Here is a 24,101-nt window from a genome sequence, read left to right on the forward strand (position 1 = left end):
AGTGGACAACGGCATGCGCCCCGCACCGCGTGGGAACGGACCCCGTGGACTCGCTCGGAGAGGGCCGCCCGTTCGCGACGCGCGGGCGCACCGGCGTGGGTTCACACGAACTGACCAAGGCAGCCTATCGAACGTACGTGCGAATGCTCAACGCGCCCCCGCGCGCTGGATCTCGTAGTCCCTGGGATCGGCCTTGCGGGTCTCCCACCAGTAGTTCCAGGTGAACCCGGGCCACAGGGTCCGGTTCACCCCGTTGGCGTCCAGGTACCAGCTCTGGCAGCCGCCGGCGGACCACACCGCTCCCTTCAGCTTGGACTGGATCCGCGCGTTGAACTCGTCCTGGGCCGACTGCCGCACGTCGGCCTGGGTGAACTCCCCGCGCAGCAGCGGCCGCAGGATGCTGAGCACGTAGTTGATCTGGGACTCGATCATGAAGACCACGGAGTTGTGTCCGAGACCGGTGTTGGGACCGAGCAGGAAGTACAGGTTGGGGAACCCGGAGACCGTGATCCCCTTGTGCGCCTCCATCCCGTCCTTCCAGGCCTCCTGGAGTTTGCGTCCGCCGCGTCCCACGATCGACAGGTGGTCGAAGGCGTCGGTGACGTGGAAGCCGGTTCCGAAGATGATCGCGTCCACCGGGTGTTCGACCCCGTTGCCGTCGACCACGGAGTTCTCGCGCACCTCGCTGACCCCGCTGGTGTTGAGGTCCACGTTGGACCGGTTCAGCGTCGGGTAGAAGTCGCTGGAGAGCAGGATCCTCTTGCACCCCATGGCGTAGTCCGGGGTGACGGCCTCACGGATTCCCTTGTCCTTGACCTGCTTACGGATAAAGCGCTTGGCCAGCCACTGCGAGACACGTTGCAGGCGTGGTTCGCGCAGCACCGCCACCGAACGCACTTCGAGGGTCATGTAGATGGCGAAACGTACCGCGCGCTGCAACAGGGGTACCCGCCGGAAGGCCTTCCGCAGCCGCTCCGGCAGGGGGCGGTCCGGCTTGGGCTGGATCCACGGCGGGGTGCGCTGGAACAGGTTCAGCTTCGCCGCCTGCTGGGCCACCCTGGGAACGAACTGGATGGCGCTGGCGCCGGTGCCGACCACGGCGACGCGTTTGCCCGTCAGGTCGTAGTCGTGGTTCCACTCCGCGGAGTGGAAGGCCTCTCCCCGGAACCTCTCCATCCCCGGCAGGTCGGGGTAGTTCGGCAGGTGCAGGGCACCCACCCCCGACACCAGGGCCCTGGCCACGTACTCGTCACCGTCGGCGGTGAACACGTGCCAGGTGTGGTTGTCCTCGTCCCATTCGGCGCCGGTGAACTCGACACCGTAGTGGATGTGCTCCTCGACGCCGTACTTCTCGGCACAGTGGCGCAGATAGTCCTCGATCTCGCCCTGCTCGGCGAACATCCTCGACCAGTCGGGATTCTGTTCGAAGGAGAAGGAGTACATCAGCGAGGGGACGTCACAGGCGCAGCCGGGATAGGTGTTGTCCCGCCACGTCCCGCCGAGATCCCACGACTTCTCCAACAGTACGAAGTCGGAGATTCCCTCCTTCTTCAGCCGGATGGCGGTGCCGAGGCCGGAGAAACCACTGCCGACGATGACGACGGAGGTGCTGTGCCCACGCTGTTCCCGCTGTCGCTTAACCATCCCCCGGTGCCTCCCTAATCGAGCGGAGTGATCTTACTAACCAGTAGGCTACTACTAGTAGGGTTACTTACGGTAGGGTGAATTTCGTGGAGATTGCGCAGCGGGCCGCCTCCGGTCGCAAACGAATGTCCCGGGCCGAGCGGGAGCAGCAGATCCTCGGAGTCGCCGAGGAGGTCTTCGCCACCCGGGGTTACCAGGCCACCTCCATGGACGACATCGCCCGGCGTGTCGGCCTGTCCAAACCGATGCTCTACGAGTACTTCGGCTCCAAGGAGGGACTGCTGTTGGCCTGTCTGGAGCGGGTCAGGCGGGAGCTGCTGGAGGCCACCACCTCCGCCGCGGCGGCGAACGCCGGTGACCCCGAGCGACAGCTCCACGACGGCCTACTCGCGTTCTTCCGCTTCGGTGAGGAGCACAAGCAGTCCTGGGCACTGCTACGTACCGAGTCGGCGGTGGTCGGGGCGGGACTGGACACCGAGCTGGAGGGCTTCCGCACCCAGCAGGCCGAGTTCACCGAGGAGATGCTGCGCGTCGCACTGCCGAACACCGACCCCGCCCGACTCGAGGCCTTCGCGGAGGCGATCATAGGGGCCTGCGAGCGGATGGCGCTGTGGCGGGAGAACCGTCCCGAGATCACTCCGGAGCGGGTGACCGAGCACCTGATGGCCCTGATCTGGCCGAGCCTGTCCGCGGAGGTGGCCGCCGCGCACCGCGCGTATCCCGCCTCACACGATCAGGGGTAAGGGGCGAAGGCCCACTCAAGATCAATCTCGGTGTTTCCGATGCGGTCGCGTAGGTCGATTGTCACGCACGGATTCCCAGTACCGGCCGAAGACGCTGCCGGCGTGTCAACGACCGAGCCCGTGAACTCGGATTCAAGGAGTACTGATCTTGCGCCCCTGGACCACGCGCACGTTGAACGCTGTTGTTGTGGCCGCGGGGTTCGCCGCAGTCGGGGCGGGAACGGCCGCGGCCGATTCCTCCGACCCCACGACGTCGGACCTCGCCAAGCCGGACCTGTCCCAGGTCCCCGACGAGATCTCCTTCACCGCTCCGGTGGATGCCTGCCGTGACCCCGGCGTTCCCGGGCGGGAGAAGATGCCCTGCGCGGACACCACGGTGAGCGTGAAGAGCCCGAACCTCTTCAAGGAGGTCGGCAAGGAGATCACCAGGACCTCCCACGGCCTGGCCAACGAGGTACGCGACGAGGAACCCGTCCTGGAGTCCGGTGAGGCCACCAGGCTGATCGGCCAGGTCGGCGGAACCACGAGCCGGCTCCAGCAGATGACCAAGACCCGTCCCGAGGTGGGAGTCAACGTCGAGCCCGGCTACACCGGTGTCGTGGACGACGGAAACGGCAGGGCCGAACTACTGGACGCGAAGGTGGGCCCACGTGGAGAGAACCACGAGGGCATGTCCACGCTGGACACCGCTGTGGACGCCACCGTGGCCGAGGGATACGAGGCCGAGCCACTGACCAACCCGGTGGGCGCACTGGCCAAGGCCGTCACCGAGTCACCGCTGAACGCCTCGGACAACCCGGTCGAACTCCCCGAGGTCGAGCACGTGGTTCCCGCCACGAAGCAGGTGCCGACCGTGCGCAGGCTGGACGACAACCCCTCCGAGGCCGTCCGCGACGCCATCACCGGCGTGGTGGAGAACCCCTCGAAGACCCTCTCCGTGGGACAGGGCACCAGCCTCGCCCGGACCCTGCCGGTCGGTGACGTGCTCCGCGCTCCCCGACAGGCGGGCTGAACGAACACCCGGGCGCGGAGTCCGACTCCGCGCCCGGATCCGTCCGCGGCGAGACTCACGCCGCCACGGCCGTGACCACCTCGGGATCCGGCTCGCCGACGTCGAAGACCTCACAGGACTCGGCCTTGGACACCAGCGAGGCCGGCGGCTCGAACCGGTCACCGTAGCGGGTCGCCAACTGCCTGGCCCGTTCGACGAAGCCACGCAGTCCTCCCGGATAGCCGTTCATGTACTGCACCACCCCGCCGGTGGCCGGAGGGAATCCGATCCCGAACACCGATCCGATGTTGGCGTCCGGCACCGAGGTGAGCACCCCTTCGTCCAGGCACCGCACGGTCTCCAGGGCCTGCACGAACAGCAGGCGTTCCTTCAGGTCGGTGAACGGGATCTCCTCCGGGGAGAGGCTGCCCGCTCCGAAGTGCGTACCGAGTCCGCTCCACAGTCCCAGTCGTTGTCCGTCCTCGGCGTACTCGTAGAAACCCGCCCCAGAGGAGCGGCCCTTGCGTCCGAACTCCTCGACCATCCGGTCGAGCACCGGGTCGGCGGGGTGGTCCCGCCAGGTTCCCCCGGCGGCCTCGACGGCCTTTCTGGTCTCCTCCCGGATCTTGCGCGGCAGGGTCAGGGTGAGTTCGTCGAACAGTTGCAGCACCGGCGCGGGGAACCCGGCCTGGGCGGAGGCCTGTTCGATCGAGGCGGCGGGTACCCCCTCGCCCAGCATCGCGACCCCCTCGTTCAGGAAGGTGCCGATGACCCTGCTGGTGAAGAAACCCCTGCTGTCCTGCACCACGATCGGGGTCTTGTTGATCTGGCGAACCACGTCGAACGCCCTGGCCAGGGCGTGGTCGCTGGTGTGCTCACCGCGAACGATCTCGACCAGCGGCATCTTGTCCACCGGTGAGAAGAAGTGCAGCCCGATGAAGTCCTCCCGCCGCCGCACTCCTTCCGCGAGTTCGGTGATGGGCAGCGTGGAGGTGTTCGAGGCGATCAGGGCGTCGGCCTCGATCCACTCCTCGGCCTCGGCGTACACCCCGTGCTTGACCTCGGGGTCCTCGAAGACGGCCTCGATCACGAGGTCGCAGCCGGCCAGTTCCTCGCCGCGGTCGGTCGGGGTGATCCGGGCCAGCACCCCGTCCCGTTCGCTCTCGGTGATCCGTCCTTTGCCGAGGTCCTTCTCCAGCACTCGTGCCGAGTACTCCTTGCCCTTCTCCGCGGCGGAGCGGGAGAGGTCCTTGAGCACCACCTCCATGCCGGACCGGGCGCAGACGTAGGCGATGCCCGCCCCCATCATCCCCCCGCCGAGCACGGCGACCCTGCTCGCCGACCACCGCGGCTGGCCGTCCGGCCTGCTGCCGCCGGAGTTGATGTGTTCCAGGTCGAAGAAGAAGGCCTTGCTCATGTTCTTGGAGGTCTGCCCGCAGACCAGCTCCACGAAGTAGCGTCCCTCGATCTCGAGAGCGGTGTCCACATCGACCTGGGCGCCTTCCACGGCCGCGCAGAGGATGTTCTTCGGCGCGGGGAGATCGGCTCCCTTGAGTTGCTTGCGCAGGTTGGCGGGGAAGGCGGGCAGGTTCGCGGCGAACTTGGGGTCGGAGGGAGTGCCGCCGGGGATACGGAATCCCTTCCTGTCCCAGGGCTGTGCGGCCTGGGGGTTCTCCCGGATCCACTCCTTGGCCCGCCGCATCAGGGAGTCGGTGTCCTCGACGAGCTCGTCGACCAGCCCGAGCTCGTGGGCCTTGCCCGGCCGCATCCGCTGCCCCTGGGTCAGCACTCCGAGCAGCGCGTCGGCGATCCCGAGCATCCGCACGGTGCGCACCACACCACCGGCCCCGGGCAGCAGTCCCAGACTGACCTCGGGGAAGCCGAAACGCGCCTTCGGGTCGTTCAACGCCACCCGGTGGTGGCAGCCGAGCGCGATCTCCAGTCCACCGCCGAGGGCCGTTCCGTTCAGCGCGGCCACCACCGGGACACCGAGGGTTTCCAGCCTGCGCAACTGCTGTTTGGCCTGGGTGCTCGTCTCGGACGCCCGTGCGGCGTTCTCCGGACGCGCCCTGATCAGCTCGTGCAGGTCACCCCCGGCGAAGAACGTGCTCTTGGCCGAGGTGATCACCACGCCGGAGAGGCGGTCCCGCTCGTCCTCCAGGCGTCGTACCGTCTCCTCCATGGAACGCAGGTAGCGCTCGTTCATGGTGTTGGCCTGCTGCGCGGGGTCGTCGAGGGTGAGTACCACGACACCGTCGGCGTCGGGCTCGTCCCAGCGGATGGTGCTCTGTTCGCTCATGTGGTTCGTCCTTCACAGACTTCGGGATGGGCGGGTTCGCGCCGGGCCGCGCGGGGAGGCACCGCCTGTGGGCGACCGGTGTGTCCGACGGGGACCGTCGTGGCGGAAAGCTCCGCCGCTGCCCGGCGGGAGGGAGGGGGTCCGGTCACTGGCTGACGCGTTCGACGACGGTGGCGATGCCCATGCCTCCCCCGATGCACAGCGTCGCCAGCCCGTAGCGCAGGCCACGGCGTTCGAGTTCGTCGATCAGGGTGCCGAGGATCATCGCGCCGGTCGCCCCGAGCGGGTGCCCCATGGCGATGGCTCCGCCGTTGACGTTGACCTTCTCGTGCGGGACCCCGAAGTCCCGCATGAACTTCAGCGGCACGGCGGCGAAGGCCTCGTTGATCTCGACCAGGTCGATGTCGTCGATCCCCAGTTCCGCCTTGTCCAGGGCCTTGCGCACAGCCGGACCGGGGCCGGTCAGCATGATGGTCGGGTCCGCCCCGCTGAGCGCCGCGGAGACGACCCGGGCTCGCGGTCGCATTCCGGACCGCTCGCCGAAGTCCGCGCTGCCGACCAGGGTGAGCGCGGCCCCGTCGACGATCCCGGAGGAGTTGCCGGGAGTGTGCACGTGGTTGATCCGCTCGACCCAGTGATACTTCTGCAGGGCGACCGCGTCGAAACCGCCCATGTCCCCGATACCCGCGAAGGAGGGTTCCAGCTCCCCCAGAGCCTCCACCGTGGTGCTCGGGCGCACGTGTTCGTCACGGTCGAGCACCGTCCTGCCGTTGCGGTCGGTCACCGGCACCACCGAGTGGGAGAAGCGGCCGTCCGCCCAGGCCTTGGCCGCACGGGTCTGCGACTCCGCGGCGAAGGCGTCCACGGTCTCCCGGTCGAAGCCCTCGAGGGTGGCGATCAGGTCGGCTCCGATGCCCTGGGGGACGAAGGAGGTCTCCAGGTTGGTCTCGGGGTCCATCGCCCAGGCACCTCCGTCCGTGCCCATGGGGATCCGGGACATGGACTCCACCCCTCCGGCCAGCACGGCGTCCTCCCATCCGGAACGCACCTTCTGCGCGGCGGTGTTGACCGCCTCCAGCCCGGAGGCGCAGAAGCGGTTGAGCTGGACACCGCTGACGGTCTCGGGCAGTCCGGCGGCGAGCGCGGCCGACTTGGCGATGTCCCCGCCCTGGTCTCCTATCGGAGTGACCACACCGAGCACCAGGTCGTCCAGCACCTCCGGATCCACGTTCGGGTGACGGCGACGCAGTTCCTCCACCAGCCCGACCACGAGACTGATGGGTTTGGTCCCGTACAACGCACCGGATTTCTTGCCGCGACCGCGCGGAGTGCGGATCGCGTCGTAGACAAACGCCTCGGACATGTGTGGGGAGCCTCCTCGTTGTGACTTTCCTCCATGAAGAGTGTGACACCAACACTGTCACAGTCAATGGGAAACACTCGGGAGGACCGGGACAACCTCCCCACCACGGTGGGGAGCGGGAGACCCGTGTCCTCGGGGTCAGCTCTCCGCCGGTGCCCGGCGGCCCAACAACGTCTCCGCCGGAAGCCCCCGCACGGCCGCGTCCAACACCTGGACGGTGTGGGCCACCGGCATCCGTTCACCACGACGACGCAGGGCGGCGCCGATCTGCATCGCACACCCGGGATTGGCCGTCACCAGCAGTTCCGCCCCCGTGGCACGGACGTTGCCCGCCTTGAGCTCGCCCAGCTCCGCCGCCGGTTCCGGACGCAGCAGGTTGTACACCCCGGCCGAACCGCAGCAGATCTCCCCGCGCTCGATCTCCCGCACCTCCAGCCCGGGAACGGAACGCAGCAGTTCACGCGGTTGGCTCCGTATCCCCTGTCCGTGGCTGAGGTGGCAGGCGTCGTGGTAGGCCACGGTCAGCTCCAGCCGGTGCCGTTCGGCCACCGGACCGAGCTCGGCCACCAGCTCCGCCACGTCGCGCACCCGTTCGGCCAACGACGCGGCCGCCGTGGCGTACTCCCCCTCGTCGGCCAGCAACCGGGCGTACTCCTTGAGCGTGGAACCGCATCCGGCCGAGTTGACGACCACGTAGTCCACCCCCGCCGTGGTGAAGGTGTCCACGACGCGCTTGGCGAACGCCACGGCCTCCCGTTCCCGGCCGGTGTGCTCGCTGAGCGCGCCACAGCACCCCTGTCCCCGCGGGACGAGCACCTCGCACCCCTCGGAGGCCAGTACCCGCGCGGTGGCGGTGTTGACCTCGGGGAAGAAGGCGTGCTGCACACAGCCGGTGAGCATCCCCACCACCGCCCGACGCTCTCCCCGTGCCGGGACGCGTTCCGGAATCCGGGGCGCGCTCCGGACCGGAGGGACCAACTCCTCCATCGTCCGCAGCGAGGCGGGCAAGCCGTCCGTCAACCCGGTGCGGCGCAGCAGTTCGGACAGTCCCGAACGCTGGTACAGCGCGAGCGGACCGCGTAACGCGCGCAACCGTCGCGGGTGGGGGAACAGTCCGAAGATCAGCCGACGCAGCAGGCGCTGCCCGAGTTCACGACGGTGGTTGCGCTCGACCTGGGCCCGGGTCCTGTTGATCAGGGGACCGTACCGCACTCCCGACGGGCAGGCCGTCACGCACGCCATGCAGCCGAGGCAGTTGTCGAAGTGCTCGACCATACTCTCGGAGAGCGGTTCCCCGTCCAGACCGGTCTCCATCAGGTGGATCCTCCCCCTGGGGGAGTCCATCTCCTCGCCCCACAGCTCGTAGGTGGGGCACGCGGGCAGACAGAATCCACAGTGCACACAGTCGTCGATCAGTTCCCGCTGCGGGGGGTGGAACGCGTCGAACGCGCCACCGGCACCGGAGGAGACCGGTGCGGACGGATCGAGTCGGCCACTCTCCCGTGGGGCCGGTTCCTGTTCGGGAGTCCGCTCGTTCATCACAGCCCTCCGACGAAACGTCCCGGCGCCAGCCGGTGTTCGGGATCGAACCGCTCCTTGGTGCGCCGCATCAGTTCCCCGACACCGGCGGCCACCGGCCCCCACACGTCGACGAGTTCCTTCACCCGAGGCGGGGTGTGCACCACCGTGGTGTAGCCGGCGAGCCTTCCGGTCTCCGCCCGCACCCCCTCGACCAGCCGGGCCACCGACTCCGGCGCGACCCCGGCGGGAACGGCACCGTATAGCACCCCGAGTCCCGCCGCCCCGCGAAGCGCCAACGACACCCCGTGCTCCCGCTCCACTCGGCCGATCAGCTCGACCAGCTCGCCGAGGTCGGCGGGGGCGCTCGCCAGCCGCAGCAGTGTTCCCCCGGACTCGTGGGGCAGCTCGTCCCACCATTCCGGGGCCCGCGTGAGAACCTCGGCGGCGGTTCCCAGGGTCCGCTCGAACGAACGGGCGAGTTCCTCGGCCCGGTGTGCGGTGGCCCCGACGCGCCCTTCCAGCTCGGCGCAGACGGTGATCCCCTCCCCACCGGCGGGGCGGTCCAGTTCGACGCCGCTCGGTGCGGCCTGACAGACCCGGAACAACCGGGCGGCCTCCGCGGCGCTCTCCGGATCGGGAACCCGCACCGCGACCCACCGGCGTTCCCCCGCCAGCGGGTGCAGCCGGAAGATCGCCTCGGTCACGACACCGAGCGTGCCGTACGAACCGGTGAAGAGTTTGCCCAGGTCGTATCCGGCCACGTTCTTGACGACCTTTCCCCCGGACCGTGCCACGGTGCCGTCGGCGCGAACCACGGTCAGGCCGAGCAGCAGGTCCCGCACTCCCCCGTACAGCTGGCGGCACGGTCCCGAGGTCCCGGTCGCTATCACGCCACCCAGGGTGGCCGTGGGGCGCGGATCGGACACGGACAGCTGCTGTCCCGCACGGGCCACCACGCGCTGCACGTCCCGCAGCCGCGCACCGGCCTGGGCGCGCACCACGAGGTCACCGGCGGCGTGTTCGAGCACCTCGTCGGCCGCGGACAAATCGAGCAGCAGGTCCACCTCCGCGGCGGGCCCACCCGTGTCGAGCTTGCTGCCGCTGCCGCGCGGCACCACGGTCATCCCGTGCTCGGCGGCCACCCGCAGGATCGCGGCGGCGCTGTCGGTGCCGTCCGCCCGAGCGACCCAACGAGGAGCGCCTCCGTCGACCACGTCGGCCGGGCCGGGACGCCCGACCCGTTCCTCTCCGGCCGCCCTACGGAGCTCCTCCGGGACGGTTTCCTTCGCCGGGGTACCCATCAGAACTGCTCGGCCAATCCCGCTTCGGTCAGTGGGTGCACGCCACGCCGCCGGCCCGGGGTCTCCCCGCACAACCTCGGCGTGGGGAACACCTTACCCGGGTTGCACAGCCCCTCGGGGTCGAAAGCACAGCGCAGGGACTGCATGGTGTCCAGGTCCTCGGGAGTGAACATGCGTCCCATGTAGCGCACCTTGTCGGCTCCGACGCCGTGCTCCCCCGTGATCGAACCGCCGTGTTCCACGCACAGGTCGAGGATCGCCCCGGAGACCTCCTCGGCCCGTTCGGTCTCGCCGGGGTCGGAACCGTCGAACAGCACCAGGGGATGCAGGTTCCCGTCCCCCGCGTGGAAGACGTTGGCCACCCGCACCCCGGAGGAGGCGGACAGTTCGGCGATGCGGCGCAGCACTTCCGGCAGGGCGGTACGCGGTATCACCCCGTCCTGCACGATGTAGTCGCGGCTGATCCGTCCGACGGCGGCGAAGGCCGACTTGCGTCCCTTCCAGATCAGTGCGCGTTCCCGCTCGTCGGCGGCGGTGCGGATCTCGAAGGCCCCGTGTGCGACGCAGTGCTCGGAGACCTCCGTGAAGGTGTGTTCGACCTCGGCGTGCGGACCGTCCAGCTCGACGATGAGCACCGCCCCGGCCCCTTCGGGATAGTCGCACCGCACCGCCTGCTCGGCCGCGCTGATGGAGAGGGCGTCCATCATCTCGACGGCGGCGGGGGTGATCCCGGCGGCGATGATCGCGGACACGGCCGCCCCGGCGTCGTCGGTGGTGGGGAAACCGGCCAGCAGCGTCCGCACGCTCTCCGGAACGCGCAGCAGCCGCACGGTGATCGAGGTGACCACTCCGAGCGTTCCCTCGCTGCCGACGAACGCGCCGAGCAGGTCGTAGCCCGGTGCCTCCCGGGCGTGTCCGCCCAGCTCGACCTCTTGCCCGTCCGGAGTGACCACGGAGACGGCCAGGACGTGGTTGACGGTGAACCCGTGTTTCAGGCAGTGCGCCCCACCGGAGTTCTCCGCGACGTTGCCGCCCACGGAACAGACCTGTTGGCTGGAGGGGTCGGGGGCGAAGTAGTAGCCGTACGGCTGGGCCGCCCTCGTGACGTCGAGATTGACGACGCCGGGTTCGACCACGGCACGCTCGTTGGCGACGTCCAGCTCCAGGATGCGGCGCATCCTGGAGGTCACCACGAGCACCCCGTCGGAACGGGGCAGGGCCCCGGCGGACAGACCCGTGCCGGATCCGCGTGCGACGAAGGGAACCCCGTGCGCCGAGCAGGTCGCGACCACGGCACGGACCTGTTCGGCGTTCTCGGGCAGCACCACCACGGCGGGGACGGTGCGGTGACTGGCCAGGCCGTCGCACTCGTAGGTGCGGACCCGCTGTCTGTCGGTGATCACCGACTCCCGACCGAGCAACTCCCTCAGCCGCGCCGTGCACCCGTCGAGGTCGCCGCGGGGCTCCTGTCGGGCTGGAGGTGTCAGGGCGCCGGACTCCATGGCCCGCCTCCTCGTCTCGCCGTCGTCGAACGGGTTCGGCGATGTCATGTGGATCATAGCTTGAATACGACTTGGATACAAGAGATCACAGTTCACCCACGGCGGAGCGTCTCGGACGGCGATCAGCGAGCAGGTCCCCGGGAATCCGACAGCACCCGCGAGGAGGGAACCCGGAACCACCGGGAAACGGACGGCCGCCCGTCCCACGTGGTCCCTCACGTGGCCCCGCGTGCCAGGTCGTCGAGCACCTCGGCCCGGGGCAGCTCGGTCAACGACTTCCCGGACAGCAGCAGCTTGGACCGGCGCGTGCCCGAACCGATGATCACCACCTCGACGTCGCGCACCGCGCCGTCCACGAGCACCCGCCACGAGTCGGGCAGTCCCAGCGGGGTGATCCCCCCGTACTCCATTCCCGTCTCCTCGACCGCCCTGTCGGGATTCAGGAACGAGGACTTGCGTACGTCGAGGGTGCGTTTGACCGTGTTGTTGACGTCGACCCGCCGATCCGCCCGCACCACGCAGGCGGCGATCCGCTCCTCGCCCTGACGTCGTCCGGCCACGACCACGCAGTTGGCCGCAGCCGAGAGGGGCGCCTCCAGTGTGGACATCAACGCCGCCGTGTCCGCGACCGACGGTTCGATCTCGGCGACGGCGACGGCGGAGGCGTGTGGCCAGCCGGACAGCGCCTCGGCGACGGGCGGGGCCAGCAGTTCCGGGTGCTCGGTGGCGGGCAGCGACCTCAGGCCGTTGATCGAAGGAAGGGACATCCTCCGAGGATGCCGGTACGCACACCCACGAAGCCAGGCGGTGGCCCTCCTCCGGGGCCCGGAGCGCGAGTCACCCGCTCGCCTCCACCGGACAACGGTCCAACGCCCCGAGGTCGTCGAGGTCGTAGCCGTGTGGGTAGCCGGGATAGCTGAGTTTCCTGCCCCGGCCGAGCCTGCTCACCCGTCGGGAGGGAAGCAGCCGTTCGAGCCGACCGTGCCAGCGGAGGGCCCCGGCCACCGCCCGCTCCTCCCACTCCCTCGGTTCGGGGAACCCGAAGGCCGTGCGCATGGCCGGTTCCAACCCGGCGATGAAACCGCGGGCGACCAGCCACCGCATGGGACGGGGAAACCACGCGCACACCATCGCCAGACTGTCCAGGCCCACGGCCCGGTTACTCTCGGCGAACACGAAGTGCTCCGCCTCGTACTCCCGGTTGAACCGCTCGAACTCCACGTAGTCCGGAATGGAGTGGATCCCCATACGCCGTCCCACCTGCCGGTAGTAGTGGTAGGCGGCCAGTCGTTCGTGCTCACTCAACGAACGCCATCCGTAGGCGTCGATCCACCGGATCGGATCGTAGACGAAGGTGGACAGCACGTAGAGCATGTCGTCGTTGCTGATGTCGTAGCGCCCGTGCATCCGGTTGATCATCCGCAGCGACCGCTTGCCCTGTCGCGAGTCGTAGCCGTGCCGACCCAGTTCCTCCATGAGGATGGAGGTGTCGTCGTAGCGTTTCTGGGTCCTGCGGGCGAACTCGCCGGTACGCCGCAACAGCCCCGAAATGCTCGGCACGCAGAACGTGCGGAACAGCGCCAGCTCCAGCGCCCTCCGGTAGTCCCAGGGGAACTCCAGACCGGCCGATATGCGGTATATCAGGGTGTGGTCCCGCTCCGGATCCAGGTCCCGGATCAGCCGCAGCCGGGCGAACTTGCCCAACGGGTCGAACCACGGCTGTCTGACATCGGTCTCGGACACGACCTCTCACCCCTGTGCGAGCAGCATGGGAACGTACTGTTCCTCGGCCGTCAACGAACCGTGCTGGCCGAGAAGAGCCGCCTCGTTCGGCTCGGAGCGTGAACGGACCATTCCATTGTGACGTGCCAGTGCGATCACGTCACCCACCCTGCTTCGCACCTCGTCGGTGGGCCGCGCACCGAACCAACCGGCGGCGACGGCCTCCTCGGCGGTGACCACGAGACCGTCCGTTCCCAGCCGCTCGGCCCACGCGACACGCACCCGCTCCGTGGCACCCGGTTCGGTGTAGACGTGCCGGACCCGCGCCTCCCCACCCACCAGCCGTACTCCGGTGAGCAGCTCGGGCTCCGCGTCGATGTCCAGGGACAGTTCCGGAACCACGTCGACCATGCCGTGGTCGGCCACTACGAGCAGGACGGATCCGCGCGGCAGACGCTCGACGAGCGAGCGCACCAGGGTGTCCACCTGACGCAGTTGCATCCGCCAGGGCAGCGAGCCCGGCCCGTGCACGTGGCCCAGCATGTCCAGCTGTCCGTGGTAGCCGTAGCACAGCACGGGCGAGGGGGCGGTGAGCGCCGCCGAGATCTCGGCGGCGAGATCACCCAGCGCACGGATCCCCCGGAACGTCCCCCCACGCAGGGCGGCCCGGGTGAGCCCGGTCCCTCCGAACTCGGCCGGAACGACGATCCTGGTGTCCACCCCGTGGGCACGCGCGCGTTCGGGCACCGGATCGTTCGGCTGGACCTCCTCCGGCGGCCAGCGCTCCAGCAGGCTCCCACCCGCCCCGGAACCGTCCTTGCCCGTCCAGGAGAGCGGACGCAACAGCCCTCCCCCCGGCTCGGCGAAGGAATAGCCGACGATTCCGTGGCTACCGGAGGGACACCCCGTACCCAGCGAGGTGATGCTCGTGGCCGTGGTCGTCGGAAAACCGGCGGCGCCGGGAGTTCCGGTGTCCAGGGAGGCGAGCAGCGGCGCGTCCGTGGCGTGCTCCCGCAGTAACCGCCACCCCAGACCGTCCACCAGCAACACAGCGGCACTGCCGCAGGAAGGGAGTCCGATGGTGTCGGTGAATCCGGAGACCCCCATGGCCCCCAGTGCCGAGGGAAGCACCTCGGCCAACCGCCACTCGGCATCGCCCGGGGCGACGATCCAGTCCATCCTGTCAACCTTCCGGCTTCCGCGACGGGACTTCCGGCAGCACGGAAACACTTCCCCTGAGGCGTTCCCGCCCCGGAACTCCCTCCGGGGCGGTACGAGCGGTCACCTCCGAGCACGGTGAACGACCGGGCTCTCCCCCGCTAGAAGCCCAGCTGCCTGCCCACGATCTCCTTCATGATCTCCGTCGTCCCCCCGTAGATAGTCTGCACCCTCGTGTCCAGGAAGGCCTTCGCTATCGGGTACTCGAGCATGTAACCGTACCCTCCGTGCAGCTGCAGACACCTGTCCACCACGCGCTTGTTCATCTCGGTCACCCACCACTTGGCCATGGCGGCGTGCTCGATACTCAGTTCACCGTGAACGTGCTCGCTGATGCAACGGTCGACGAAGACCCGACCGATCTCCACCTCGGTGGCGATCTCGGCGAGTTCGAACCGCGTGTTCTGGAACTTGCCGATCGGCCTGCCGAAGGCCGTGCGTTCCGCGCAGTACTCCTTGGTCATCTCCAGGGCCTTGGCGGCCCCGGCGGCAGAGGCGACCGCGATGGACAGCCGTTCCTGCGGCAGGTTCCGCATCAGGTAGATGAACCCCTGGCCCTCCTCCCCGAGCAGATTGGCGGCGGGAACACGGACGTCGTTGAAGAACAGCTCCGCGGTGTCCTGGGACTTCTGTCCGATCTTCTCCAGGTTGCGGCCCCGTTCGAAACCCGGGCTGTCGCTGTCGACGACCAGCAGGCTGATGCCCTCGTGGCCCACCTCCGGGTCGGGGTTCGTCCGGGCGACCACGATGACCAGGTCGGCGTTGATGCCGTTGCTGATGAAGGTCTTCTGCCCGTTCAGCACGTACTCGTCACCGTCACGTACGGCGGTGGTCCGGATCCCCTGCAGGTCACTGCCGGCTCCGGGCTCGGTCATCGCGATGGCCGTGATGGTCTCACCCGTGCAGAAACCCGGCAGCCAACGCCGTTTCTGCTCCTCGGTGGCCAGCTTGGTCAGGTAGGGCACGTTGATGTCGTTGTGCACCGGCGCCCCGAAACCGGTCACCCCGGCGGCGACCAGTTCCTCGTCCAGCACGGCGTTGAACCGGAAGTCGTCGACACCCCCACCGCCGAAGCGCTCCTCGACGGCGGTGCCGAGCAGCCCCTGCTCCCCGGCCCTGCGCCAGGCCCGCCGGCTGACGATCCCCGCTTCCTCCCACTCCCGCTGGTGGGGCACCAGCTCTCTGGCGATGAAGGTACGGCAGGTCTCGCGGAACGCCTCGTGGTCCTCGTTGAATATTTCCCTGCGCATCCGTCTCACATCTCCCGTCGACTGTCGAGATCGCCGTGCAGGGCGCCGGACCGCAGCAGTTCCTCCCTGCCGGCCACGCCCCATGCGTGCAACACTCCGGCGGTGTCCGCCCCCGCCTCCGGCACGGCTCCGGGATGCGGGTTGGGTGTCGCGGAGAAACGTGGCGCTGCGGCGGGCTGCACCACGTCCTCGGTGCGCACGAGCGTGCCCCTGGCACGCACGTGCGGATGTTCGGCCGCCTCGGTCATGGACAGCACCGGGCTGACGCACGCGTCGGTGCCGTCGAACACCTCGGTCCAGTACTCCCGTGTCCCGCTCGCGAAGGTCTCGGCCAGCCGCGCGCGGATCTCGGGCCAGTTGGCCGGATCGTCCCGGTCCGGCAGCCGCTCCGCGAGTCCGAGCCTGTCCACCAGTTCCGCGTAGAACCTGGGCTCCAGTGCCCCCACGGCCACGTACTCGCCGTCCGAAGTGGGGTACACGTCGTAGAAGGGGGCACCGCCGTCGAGCAGGTTGGTCCCGCGCTCGGTGGTCCAGCCCCCCGTGGCCACCATGCCGTAGAGCATGGTGGCCAGGTGGGCCGTTCCGTCCACGACGGACGCGTCCACCACCTGGCCGCCCCCTCCCGACCGGACACGCAGCAGCGCGGACAGCACACCCACGGCGAGGTACATCGCTCCGCCGCCGAAGTCCCCCAGCAGGTTCGCCGGGAAACTCGGGGGTCCCCCCGCCCTGCCGCTGGCGTGGAGCGCGCCGCTGAGGGCGATGTAGTCGATGTCGTGGCCCGCGGTCTCCGCCAACGGCCCGTCCTGGCCCCAGCCGGTCATCCGCCCGTAGACCAGAGCGGGATTGCGCGCGAAACACTCCTGGGGGCCGAGCCCCAGGCGTTCGGCCACCCCGGGACGGAACCCCTCCAGCAGCACGTCGGCTCGTTCGACGAGGGCGAGCAGGGCCGACGGTCCGTGTTCGTGCTTGAGGTCGACCAGCATCGAGCGTTTTCCCCGGTTGAGCAGGTCCTGCCGCCCCGCGGGCTCGGTGGGACGTTCCACCCGGACGACCTCGGCCCCCAGGTCGGCCAACAGCATGGCGCAGAACGGAGCGGGACCCAGCCCGGCCAGTTCGACCACCCGCACTCCCGCCAGCGGCCCGGAGCCCCCCGTCCGCCCCGTCGATTCCGTGGTGGAGCCATCCGTCGAACTCGCCACCTCGACACCTTCCTTCACACGTGCGTGACCCCGGACACCCTTATTTCGACGCGGTTAGTGTTACACTCCTGGTGTCACATTGGTCAAGTAGTATCCTGCGGGACATGCTCCGAACAGCAGACGAAGAACTCACGATCGACGAGCTGGCCTCCAGATCGGGAGTCACCGTGCGAACGGTGCGCTTCTACGCGTCCCGCGGTCTGCTCCCCCCGCCACGACTGCGTGGCCGGGTGGGGCTGTACGGAGCTGACCATCTGGCCCGCCTGGAACTCATCCGCGAGCTGCAGAACCTCGGTTTCACCCTCAACGCCATAGAACGCCACCTGGAACGTCTGCCCTCCGACGCGGCCCCCGAGGAACTCGCGCTCCAGCGCGCCCTGCTGGCTCCCTGGACGGACGACCAGGCCGAACACCTCGACCGGCACGAACTGGACCGACGCGCCGGGCGCGCACTGGAGGACGCCGAGATCGAACAGCTGTTCACCCTGGGGATCCTGGAGGAGCCCCAGCGGGAAGCGGGGCGGCAGGAGGAGTTCCGGCTTACCAGCGCCTCCATGCTGAGCGTGGGCCTGCGCATCATCGAGCTCGACCTGCCACCGGACATGCTGCTGCGGGCCAAGGAACTCGTGGAGCAGCACACCACCAGGATGGCCGAGGAACTGCGCGAGCTCTTCGCGGCGAACGTGCTGCGGCCCTACATGGAACGGGGTCGTCCGGAGGAGGAACGGGAACGGATCCGCGCGACCGCCGACCAGCTGCGTCCGTTGACGATCCAGGTGCTGGTCAACGGTTTCCAACGGGCGGTCAACGAGGTGATCCGCAACCACGTCTGAGTCTGGGCGGCCCTCCGGTCCACACCGGCCTCACGATCCCGGCGGCCCCCTCGAACAGGGGAAACCCGATCCGGTGATCTTGCGGCGTGATTGCGGCGTTCGACCCCGTCCGCCGGGTAACCATGTTGGAGTCAGTCCCGATCGTACGGAGGGAAACCCGACATGGGCGTTTCTCGGATCGTCAGCCGATCCTTAGTCGCGGCGGCAGCCGTGTTGGCCACCGCGCTCGTCCCGCTCGCTCCGCGGGCGGCGGCGACTCCACCGGAGTCACCGGAGGACACGGCGACCACCCGGCCCGAGATAAGCATGCTCGACCTGCGGGTGACACCGGGAGACCGCACGAAGGACTCCAAAGCGGCGATACTGCGCTGCGACCCGGCCGGTGGCACCCACCCACGAGCCACCGTGGCCTGTGAGCAACTCGCCGCCGTCCACGGCGAGTTCGAGTCCCTGCGCGCGGGCAAGGCGAAACCGATGTGCCCGCTGGTGTACCGCCCGGTGACCGTCACGGCCACCGGCACCTGGAAGAACAGTCCCGTGCGCTACAGCCAGACGTACTCCAACGCCTGCGAGATGCGTGCCTACACCGGGAAGGTTTTCGCCCTCTGAACGGATGAGCCCTCACCGAGGGATGCGCGGACCGCGCCCGTGGTTCCCACGGGCGCGGTCCGAGATCAGGTTCCGACCGCGGTTGGTTCCCCGGTCAGCACTCGATCACGTTGACGGCCAACCCGCCGCGCGCGGTCTCCTTGTACTTGTCCTTCATGTCGTCGCCGGTGGCACGCATGGTCGCGATGACCTTGTCCAACGACACGAAGTGGCTGCCGTCTCCCCGCAGGGCCATCCTCGCCGCGGTGATCGCCTTCACCGCGGCCACGGCGTTGCGTTCGATGCACGGGATCTGCACCAAACCTCCGATCGGGTCGCAGGTCAGTCCCAGGTTGTGCTCCATGGCGATCTCCGCGGCGTTCTCCACCTGTTCCGGAGTGCCCCCGAGCACCTCGGCCAAACCGGCGGCGGCCATGGAACAGGCCGATCCGACCTCGCCCTGGCACCCCACCTCCGCACCGGAGATCGAGGCGTTCTCCTTGAACAACACCCCCACCGCCCCGGCGGCGAGGAGGAAGCGCACCACCCCCGAGCCACTGGCTCCGGGCAGGAACCGCATGTAGTAGTGCAGCACGGCGGGAACGATGCCCGCCGCCCCGTTCGTCGGAGCGGTGACGACCCGGCCACCGGCGGCGTTCTCCTCGTTCACGGCGAGGGCGTACACCGTCACCCACTCCATGGGATCGTCGAAGTCGCCGAGCTTGGACCGGAGTTCGTAGGCACGGCGCCGCACGTTCAACCCACCCGGCAGCGAACCGGTGCTGTTGCACCCGTTGTGCACACACTCGCGCATGACGTGCCAGATCCCCAACAGCTCGTCGGCGACCCGCTGCTCGTCCCGCCAGGCGAGCTCGTTGGTCCACATCAGGTCGCTGACCGACTTGCCCGACTCGGCACAGCGTCGCAACAGTTCCGCCCCGGTGCGGAACGGGTGGGCCAGCTCGGTGGCGTCCTGCTTGATCCGATCGGTGCCGGTCGCCTCCTCGTCGACGACGAACCCCCCACCGACCGAGTAGTACACCGCCGTGCACAGCGAGGTCCCGTCCCCGGAGGAGGCGGTGAAACGCATCCCGTTGGGATGGACGGGCAAGGTCTCCCGCCGGTACATCACGAGGTCCTCGTCGGAGTCGAAGCGGATCTCGTGGGTGCCGTCCAACGACAGTCGTCCCTCGGCGCGGATCTCGTCGACCCTGCCGGAGACCGCGATCGGATCGACCGTCTCCGGGCGATGCCCCTCCAGCCCCAGCAGCACCGCCTTGGGGCTGCCGTGACCGTGTCCGGTGGCGCCGAGCGAGCCGAACAGCTCGGCACGCACGCGCGTGACACGCTCCAACAGGTTCTGCCCGCGCAGCCGCTCCACGAAGCGCGCGGCGGCACGCATCGGACCCACGGTGTGTGAACTGGACGGGCCGATCCCCACCGAGAAAAGATCGAAGACACTGATCGCCATTGATCGTCTCTTCTTCGCGTATCGAGTTCGGTTCCGGCGGGGCGGGAAACCGCGTCGGCTCCCCACCCCACCGGGATTTCCTTCAGGACCGGCAGGACCCTGTCAGGTGTTCACTTCCGGATCCACGAGCGGCCCGGGCCGGAGTCCGGCTCCGCGCCCGCCTGTGGACGTTTCGGCGAACAGCCCCGGTCACTCACCGGTCAGTTCGGCGTACTGCCCCGAATCGAGCAACGAGCCGTACTCACTGACGCGCATCTCGAACAGCCACCCCTCCCCGAAGGGATCAGCGTTGATCTGCTCCGGCGCGTCGACCACCGCCTGGTTGACCGCGGTGACCTCACCGCTGGCCGGGGCGTACAGGTCGCTGACGGACTTGGTGGACTCCAGCTCACCACAGGCCTCACCGGCGGTGATCTCCTGGCCCTCCTGGGGGAGGTCCACATAGACGATGTCACCGAGCGCGTTGGCCGCGTACGGCGTGACGCCGACGCGCACGACCTCGCCGCGTTCGGCGAGCCACTCGTGTTCCTCGGTGTACTTGAGGTCCGTGGGCAGGCTCATGGGGAGGCTCCATCACTGTCGTTTGGACACGGTTCTCGATGGCACGTCGCCACCGTCACGCGATCAACACCGCGCCGACCCCCGTCGCGACGGGCGTCCGGCAGTACCGTATCCGCGTACTTGGCGGCCTCCCCCTCTGTTGCGGAACCTGAGAGCTTCACCGCACCGTTGCGGTTTGCACCGTGGGTGCGCACGCCCGAAGGGTGCGCTTTCCAGAGTTGCCTCGGTCGGGCGGTACGGGTGCCTGAGAGTTTGCGGGGAGTTTTGCTCCTTCGGCGCCCGGTCGGCACGCTACCGCGGAAACCGCGTCGGTGCGCCGGGACTCTCCCGCCCGATGTCGTCGGCCGATATGCGATTGTCGCTGTGTTCGGCAACGATAACCCGGCGGATGACGGTGTCCAACCCCAACCCCGCACAGCGGGACGGATCACCACCGAGAGTGTGAGCACGGACACCGGTGTCGGTGTCCCGGCGCGTTCCGGGGCCGCGGAAACCCGTCGTGGCTCAGACGCGAGGAGCGGGTGATGGTCGACGTCCAGGCACTGGTGGAACGGGTGGGCCCCACGCTGCTGCGTCCGGTGACGTCCCCACAGGCCCGGCGCGACGTGGCGGACGTGGTCATCGCCGAGCCAGACGACCCTCGCGGGGTGGCCACCGGGGACGTGGTGCTCGGCGTGGGGATCACCACCGAGCGACAGGCGGTGGAACTCACGGAGGCCTGCGGGGAGCACGGGGCGGCGGCCGTGCTGCTCAAGCCTCCGCTGTGCACGGCGGAGGCCGTGTGTCAGGCGGCCGAACGCCACTGGGTGGGCCTGGTCGAGGTGCGCGGCGGAACAGCCTGGGCCCAGCTCGTCTGGCTGCTGCGTGCCGCCCTGGCCGGAACCGAGGTACCGGACTCCGCCTCCGAACCACCCCGGCTGGGCTCCTCCGGCTCGGGGGACCTGTTCCGGTTGGCCGACGCGGTGGCCGAGATGGTCGACGCCCCGGTGACCATCGAGGACGCGCATTCCCGGGTACTGGCCTACTCCGCCCGACAGGATCTGGCCGACCCCGCCCGGATCTCCACGATCATGGGACGTGGCCAACCGGAGGACGTGCTCGCGAAGTTCCGGGCCAGGGGGACGTTCCGACAGCTGACCAAGGGCGGATCGGCGATCTACGTCCCCGAACAGCCCGACGGGACGCTGCCCCGTCTGGTCGTTCCCATCCGCATGGGGGGTGAACTGCTCGGGTCCATGTGGGCCGTGGTCACCGGTGAGGTCTCCGAGCAGCGGGCCTCCGCCTTCGCCGACACGGCCGCGCTGGTCGCCCTCCAGCTGCTGCGGCACAGGATGTTGACCGACTCCGAGCGACAGCGTTCCGCCCGGCTGGTGCGGCTCCTGCTGGAGGGGGCGGAGGGCTGGCGGTCCGCGGCGAACGAGTTGGGGGTGCGGGCGGAACCGCACCGGGTGGTGGCGATCGACGTGCGGGCCGGAGACGGTATGGACGAGGGGCACCGCCTCGCCGTGTGGGAGTGGATCACGCGGGGAGTCGGTCACCGTCCGCTGGTCGCCGAGTCGGGAGGAGTGCTGTACGCGGTGGTGCCGGACCGCACCGGCCCGGGGGGTTGGCCCGCCCTCCGCGAGGCGCTGCTGGCCCACATACACGAACTGGTTCCGGAGACCTCGCGTCCGCTGGTGGCGGCCGGAACGGCGGTGGCCGTTGCCGAGCTCCCCACCTCGCGCGGAGGAGCGGACGAGGTGCTCGGGCTGTTGCGGGCGGGCCTGGTCGACCGGGAGGTGGCGGTTTACGAGGACCTCTGGCATCCGCTCGTGCTCACCAGGATGGCGGGCGCCTCCGCGGACGCCGGGATCGGGGACCTGGGTCCGTTGGGGGTGTTGCGCGAGCACGACCGCAACCACGGAACCGAGTACCTGAACACGCTGTACTCCTGGCTGCGGCATCCGGGGGATCCCAGAACGGCCAGTCGGGAGCTGCGGGTGCATCCCAACACCTTCCGGTACCGGATGAAGCGGTTGAACGACCTCGTCGACGTCGATCTCGACGACGCCGAGGTCCGTGCGGCGCTGCTGGTGCAGCTGTTGAGCGAACTGTGGAACCCGCACGGCCGGTCCTGAGACCCCACGGGGACTTGCGGTCGCGACGAGCACTTCGCCGAAAAGCCCTTTGTGCCGTCGCCACAACATCTTCCGGGCAATCTCATTCCATGGGAACGATGCGCCGCGTCCGCTGACGGCGCATCGTGGTGCGCACGAACTCCGTTCCTGCCTGACGACTCCGCAACCCGCCGGTTCCCCGCCCGGGAGACGAACTCCTTCCGGCGACGTCCGGCCGGTTCGGCGATCACCCGAGCAGGTTCGAGACAGGTGTGCGAGGAAAGGAAAGACCGTGCAGATCGCCGTACCCCGCGAAATCAAGAACAACGAGTACCGTGTGGCACTCACCCCCGCCGGGGTACACGAGTTCGTCAGCCGGGGCCACGAGGTTTTCGTGGAGACGGGTGCGGGCCTGGGTTCCTCCATCCCGGACGAGGATTTCCTCGCGGCCGGAGCCAAGGTGCTGCCCACCGCCGAGGACGTCTGGGGGGAGGGCGAGCTGGTACTCAAGGTCAAGGAACCGATCGCCGAGGAGTACCCCCGCCTGCGGCGGGACCAGGTGTTGTTCACCTACCTGCACCTGGCGGCCTCCGCCCAGCTCACCAACGCGCTGCTCGACTCGGGGGTGACCGGTATCGCCTACGAGACGGTGCAGAACTCCGAGGGGAAGCTGCCGCTGCTGGCCCCGATGAGCGAGGTCGCGGGCAGACTCGCCCCGCAGGTGGGGGCGTACTCGTTGATGCGGCCGAGCGGCGGGCGCGGGATGCTGCCCGGTGGGGTACCCGGTGTTCCCCCGGCGCGTGTGGTGGTCATCGGCGGTGGTGTGGCCGGACTCAACGCGGCCCGCGTGGCGCTCGGCATGGGCGCGGACATCGAACTGCTGGACACGAACGTGGACAAGCTCCGGGAGATAGACCGCGAGTTCGAGGGCAGGATCCGCACCGTCACCTCGAACCGCTACAGCGTCGAGCAGGCGGTGCGCAACGCCGACCTGGTCATCGGCGCCGTGCTGATCCCGGGTGCCAAGGCGCCCAAGCTCGTCTCCAACGAGCTGGTCTCCCACATGAAGCCGGGCAGCGTACTGGTGGACATCGCCATCGACCAGGGAGGATGCTTCGCGGACTCGCGTCCCACCACCCACGACGAGCCGACCTACCGGGTGCACGACTCGGTCTTCTACTGCGTGGCCAACATGCCCGGCGCCGTCCCGAACACCTCCACCCACGCGTTGACCAACGTGACCATGCCCTACGCGCTGCGGATCGCCGAGAAGGGCTGGCACACCGCGTGCCGGGAGGACGAGGCACTCGCGCGGGGACTGAACACGCACGACGGGATGTTGTTCAACGAGCCCGTGGCCACTGCCCACGGTCTGTCGTTCAGTGACGTGAGCGGCGTGCTCGACTGACCGTCCTGCCGGTGGGTCCACCCGCCGGGAACGGTTCCGCGCGGTGGGCAGACGGGGAGCACACGGAACGGGGCCCCGTGGCCGGTCGACCGGCCACGGGGCCCCGCACGTAGGGGCGGCCTGCTCAACCAGCCTGGGGGTCACCGGGAGCTGGCCGCCGACCCCAGTGTAGAACACACCCTCCGGGTTACCGAAGGGATAACAACGGATGTTCTCCGATTTTCTCGGAGTTCGGCTACTCCCGCGTTCTCGACTCACTCCTAAGAGTGAAAAAACGAGCAAAATCTGAAGCTTTTACATATTAGTGTCGATACCGGTCCTCGGACGCACGTTCCGGATGGACGGGGAAACCACCGGTTCGCCGAGCGGTTCCCGCCCGCCCGGAAGC

Annotated in this window: 19 protein-coding genes and 1 riboswitch; of the genes, 6 read left to right on the forward strand and 13 right to left on the reverse strand. The window is 69.0% G+C overall.

Features of this window, described 5'->3' with window-relative positions; genetic code table 11:
* Positions 1–147: 147 nt before the first annotated feature.
* Positions 148–1,644, reverse strand: a complete 1,497-nt coding sequence (locus tag ACTMO_RS0113815; protein WP_019855281.1) for a flavin-containing monooxygenase — start codon at positions 1,642–1,644, stop codon at positions 148–150.
* Between the two features lie 125 nt (positions 1,645–1,769).
* On the opposite strand from ACTMO_RS0113815, the gene ACTMO_RS21085 reads away from it, so the two are divergent.
* Both ACTMO_RS21085 and ACTMO_RS0113825 read left to right on the forward strand, forming a co-directional pair.
* A complete protein-coding gene (locus ACTMO_RS21085; protein ID WP_019855282.1) occupies positions 1,770–2,387 on the forward strand; it encodes a TetR/AcrR family transcriptional regulator in 618 nt (205 codons plus the stop codon).
* A 148-nt stretch (positions 2,388–2,535) separates the two neighbouring features.
* Complete coding sequence (locus tag ACTMO_RS0113825; protein WP_157062893.1) at positions 2,536–3,399, forward strand: hypothetical protein; 864 nt, start codon at positions 2,536–2,538, stop codon at positions 3,397–3,399.
* Positions 3,400–3,454: 55 nt separating this feature from the next.
* Here ACTMO_RS0113825 and ACTMO_RS0113830 read toward each other — a convergent pair whose 3' ends face one another.
* The 10 genes from ACTMO_RS0113830 to ACTMO_RS0113875 all read right to left on the reverse strand — a co-directional run bounded on the left by ACTMO_RS0113830 (position 3,455) and on the right by ACTMO_RS0113875 (position 16,756).
* A complete protein-coding gene (locus ACTMO_RS0113830; RefSeq protein WP_019855284.1) occupies positions 3,455–5,677 on the reverse strand; it encodes a 3-hydroxyacyl-CoA dehydrogenase NAD-binding domain-containing protein in 2,223 nt (740 codons plus the stop codon).
* 145 nt (positions 5,678–5,822) lie between these two features.
* Complete coding sequence (locus tag ACTMO_RS0113835) at positions 5,823–7,040, reverse strand: acetyl-CoA C-acetyltransferase (RefSeq protein ID WP_019855285.1); 1,218 nt, start codon at positions 7,038–7,040, stop codon at positions 5,823–5,825.
* A gap of 138 nt (positions 7,041–7,178) precedes the next feature.
* Complete coding sequence (locus ACTMO_RS0113840) at positions 7,179–8,579, reverse strand: (Fe-S)-binding protein (protein ID WP_019855286.1); 1,401 nt, start codon at positions 8,577–8,579, stop codon at positions 7,179–7,181.
* A complete protein-coding gene (locus ACTMO_RS0113845; protein ID WP_019855287.1) occupies positions 8,579–9,862 on the reverse strand; it encodes an FAD-binding oxidoreductase in 1,284 nt (427 codons plus the stop codon). The genes ACTMO_RS0113840 and ACTMO_RS0113845 overlap by 1 nt, the downstream gene beginning before the upstream one ends.
* Positions 9,862–11,364, reverse strand: a complete 1,503-nt coding sequence (locus tag ACTMO_RS0113850) for an FAD-linked oxidase C-terminal domain-containing protein (RefSeq protein ID WP_019855288.1) — start codon at positions 11,362–11,364, stop codon at positions 9,862–9,864. The genes ACTMO_RS0113845 and ACTMO_RS0113850 overlap by 1 nt, the downstream gene beginning before the upstream one ends.
* 215 nt (positions 11,365–11,579) lie before the next feature.
* A complete protein-coding gene (locus ACTMO_RS0113855) occupies positions 11,580–12,131 on the reverse strand; it encodes a YbaK/EbsC family protein (protein ID WP_019855289.1) in 552 nt (183 codons plus the stop codon).
* 70 nt (positions 12,132–12,201) lie between these two features.
* Entirely contained in the window at positions 12,202–13,107 is a 906-nt protein-coding gene (locus ACTMO_RS0113860; protein WP_019855290.1) for an oxygenase MpaB family protein, read from the reverse strand.
* A 6-nt stretch (positions 13,108–13,113) separates the two neighbouring features.
* On the reverse strand, positions 13,114–14,265 hold the full coding sequence (locus ACTMO_RS0113865) for an alkaline phosphatase family protein (RefSeq protein WP_019855291.1): 1,152 nt from the start codon (positions 14,263–14,265) through the stop codon (positions 13,114–13,116).
* 140 nt (positions 14,266–14,405) lie between these two features.
* A complete protein-coding gene (locus ACTMO_RS0113870; RefSeq protein WP_019855292.1) occupies positions 14,406–15,554 on the reverse strand; it encodes an acyl-CoA dehydrogenase family protein in 1,149 nt (382 codons plus the stop codon).
* Positions 15,555–15,559: 5 nt separating this feature from the next.
* Positions 15,560–16,756, reverse strand: a complete 1,197-nt coding sequence (locus ACTMO_RS0113875; RefSeq protein WP_051099307.1) for a CaiB/BaiF CoA transferase family protein — start codon at positions 16,754–16,756, stop codon at positions 15,560–15,562.
* A 104-nt stretch (positions 16,757–16,860) separates the two neighbouring features.
* Here ACTMO_RS0113875 and ACTMO_RS0113880 point away from each other — a divergent pair, with 104 nt between their 5' ends.
* Positions 16,861–17,589, forward strand: coding sequence for a MerR family transcriptional regulator (locus ACTMO_RS0113880; protein ID WP_019855294.1), 729 nt, complete (start codon positions 16,861–16,863; stop codon positions 17,587–17,589).
* Positions 17,590–17,751: 162 nt separating this feature from the next.
* Positions 17,752–18,198, forward strand: a complete 447-nt coding sequence (locus tag ACTMO_RS0113885) for an SSI family serine proteinase inhibitor (RefSeq protein WP_026449233.1) — start codon at positions 17,752–17,754, stop codon at positions 18,196–18,198.
* 94 nt (positions 18,199–18,292) lie between these two features.
* Here the strand turns inward: ACTMO_RS0113885 and ACTMO_RS0113890 are convergent, their stop codons facing one another.
* Both ACTMO_RS0113890 and gcvH read right to left on the reverse strand, forming a co-directional pair.
* Positions 18,293–19,648 carry an L-serine ammonia-lyase gene (locus tag ACTMO_RS0113890; protein WP_019855296.1) on the reverse strand — a complete coding sequence of 452 codons (1,356 nt, stop codon included), beginning with the start codon at positions 19,646–19,648 and terminating at the stop codon, positions 18,293–18,295.
* A 189-nt stretch (positions 19,649–19,837) separates the two neighbouring features.
* Positions 19,838–20,209 (reverse strand): glycine cleavage system protein GcvH, encoded by a 372-nt coding sequence (gene gcvH, locus ACTMO_RS0113895; RefSeq protein ID WP_019855297.1) that lies wholly within the window; start codon positions 20,207–20,209, stop codon positions 19,838–19,840.
* Between the two features lie 222 nt (positions 20,210–20,431).
* A riboswitch (glycine riboswitch) is annotated at positions 20,432–20,549 on the reverse strand.
* Between the two features lie 184 nt (positions 20,550–20,733).
* Between gcvH and ACTMO_RS0113900 the strand changes: the two genes are divergently transcribed.
* Entirely contained in the window at positions 20,734–22,326 is a 1,593-nt protein-coding gene (locus ACTMO_RS0113900; protein WP_019855298.1) for a PucR family transcriptional regulator, read from the forward strand.
* 271 nt (positions 22,327–22,597) lie between these two features.
* A complete protein-coding gene (ald, locus tag ACTMO_RS0113905) occupies positions 22,598–23,713 on the forward strand; it encodes an alanine dehydrogenase (RefSeq protein ID WP_019855299.1) in 1,116 nt (371 codons plus the stop codon).
* Positions 23,714–24,101: the final 388 nt, after the last annotated feature.

It is taken from the genome of Actinopolyspora mortivallis DSM 44261, assembly GCF_000384035.1.
GTDB classification, from domain to species: Bacteria; Actinomycetota; Actinomycetes; order Mycobacteriales; family Pseudonocardiaceae; genus Actinopolyspora; species Actinopolyspora mortivallis.

What these genes read in the sequence shown, in the direction of transcription:
- ACTMO_RS0113815 (WP_019855281.1), bottom strand. Translation starts at nt 1,644, where the DNA reads ATGGTTAAGCGACAGCGGGAACAGCGTGGGCACAGCACCTCCGTCGTC.
- ACTMO_RS21085 (WP_019855282.1), top strand. Translation starts at nt 1,770, where the DNA reads ATGTCCCGGGCCGAGCGGGAGCAGCAGATCCTCGGAGTCGCCGAGGAG.
- ACTMO_RS0113830 (WP_019855284.1), bottom strand. Translation starts at nt 5,677, where the DNA reads ATGAGCGAACAGAGCACCATCCGCTGGGACGAGCCCGACGCCGACGGT.
- ACTMO_RS0113835 (WP_019855285.1), bottom strand. Translation starts at nt 7,040, where the DNA reads ATGTCCGAGGCGTTTGTCTACGACGCGATCCGCACTCCGCGCGGTCGC.
- ACTMO_RS0113840 (WP_019855286.1), bottom strand. Translation starts at nt 8,579, where the DNA reads ATGAACGAGCGGACTCCCGAACAGGAACCGGCCCCACGGGAGAGTGGC.
- ACTMO_RS0113845 (WP_019855287.1), bottom strand. Translation starts at nt 9,862, where the DNA reads ATGGGTACCCCGGCGAAGGAAACCGTCCCGGAGGAGCTCCGTAGGGCG.
- ACTMO_RS0113850 (WP_019855288.1), bottom strand. Translation starts at nt 11,364, where the DNA reads ATGGAGTCCGGCGCCCTGACACCTCCAGCCCGACAGGAGCCCCGCGGC.
- ACTMO_RS0113855 (WP_019855289.1), bottom strand. Translation starts at nt 12,131, where the DNA reads ATGTCCCTTCCTTCGATCAACGGCCTGAGGTCGCTGCCCGCCACCGAG.
- ACTMO_RS0113865 (WP_019855291.1), bottom strand. Translation starts at nt 14,265, where the DNA reads ATGGACTGGATCGTCGCCCCGGGCGATGCCGAGTGGCGGTTGGCCGAG.
- ACTMO_RS0113870 (WP_019855292.1), bottom strand. Translation starts at nt 15,554, where the DNA reads ATGCGCAGGGAAATATTCAACGAGGACCACGAGGCGTTCCGCGAGACC.
- ACTMO_RS0113880 (WP_019855294.1), top strand. Translation starts at nt 16,861, where the DNA reads ATGCTCCGAACAGCAGACGAAGAACTCACGATCGACGAGCTGGCCTCC.
- ACTMO_RS0113885 (WP_026449233.1), top strand. Translation starts at nt 17,752, where the DNA reads ATGGGCGTTTCTCGGATCGTCAGCCGATCCTTAGTCGCGGCGGCAGCC.
- ACTMO_RS0113890 (WP_019855296.1), bottom strand. Translation starts at nt 19,648, where the DNA reads ATGGCGATCAGTGTCTTCGATCTTTTCTCGGTGGGGATCGGCCCGTCC.
- gcvH (WP_019855297.1), bottom strand. Translation starts at nt 20,209, where the DNA reads ATGAGCCTGCCCACGGACCTCAAGTACACCGAGGAACACGAGTGGCTC.
- ACTMO_RS0113900 (WP_019855298.1), top strand. Translation starts at nt 20,734, where the DNA reads ATGGTCGACGTCCAGGCACTGGTGGAACGGGTGGGCCCCACGCTGCTG.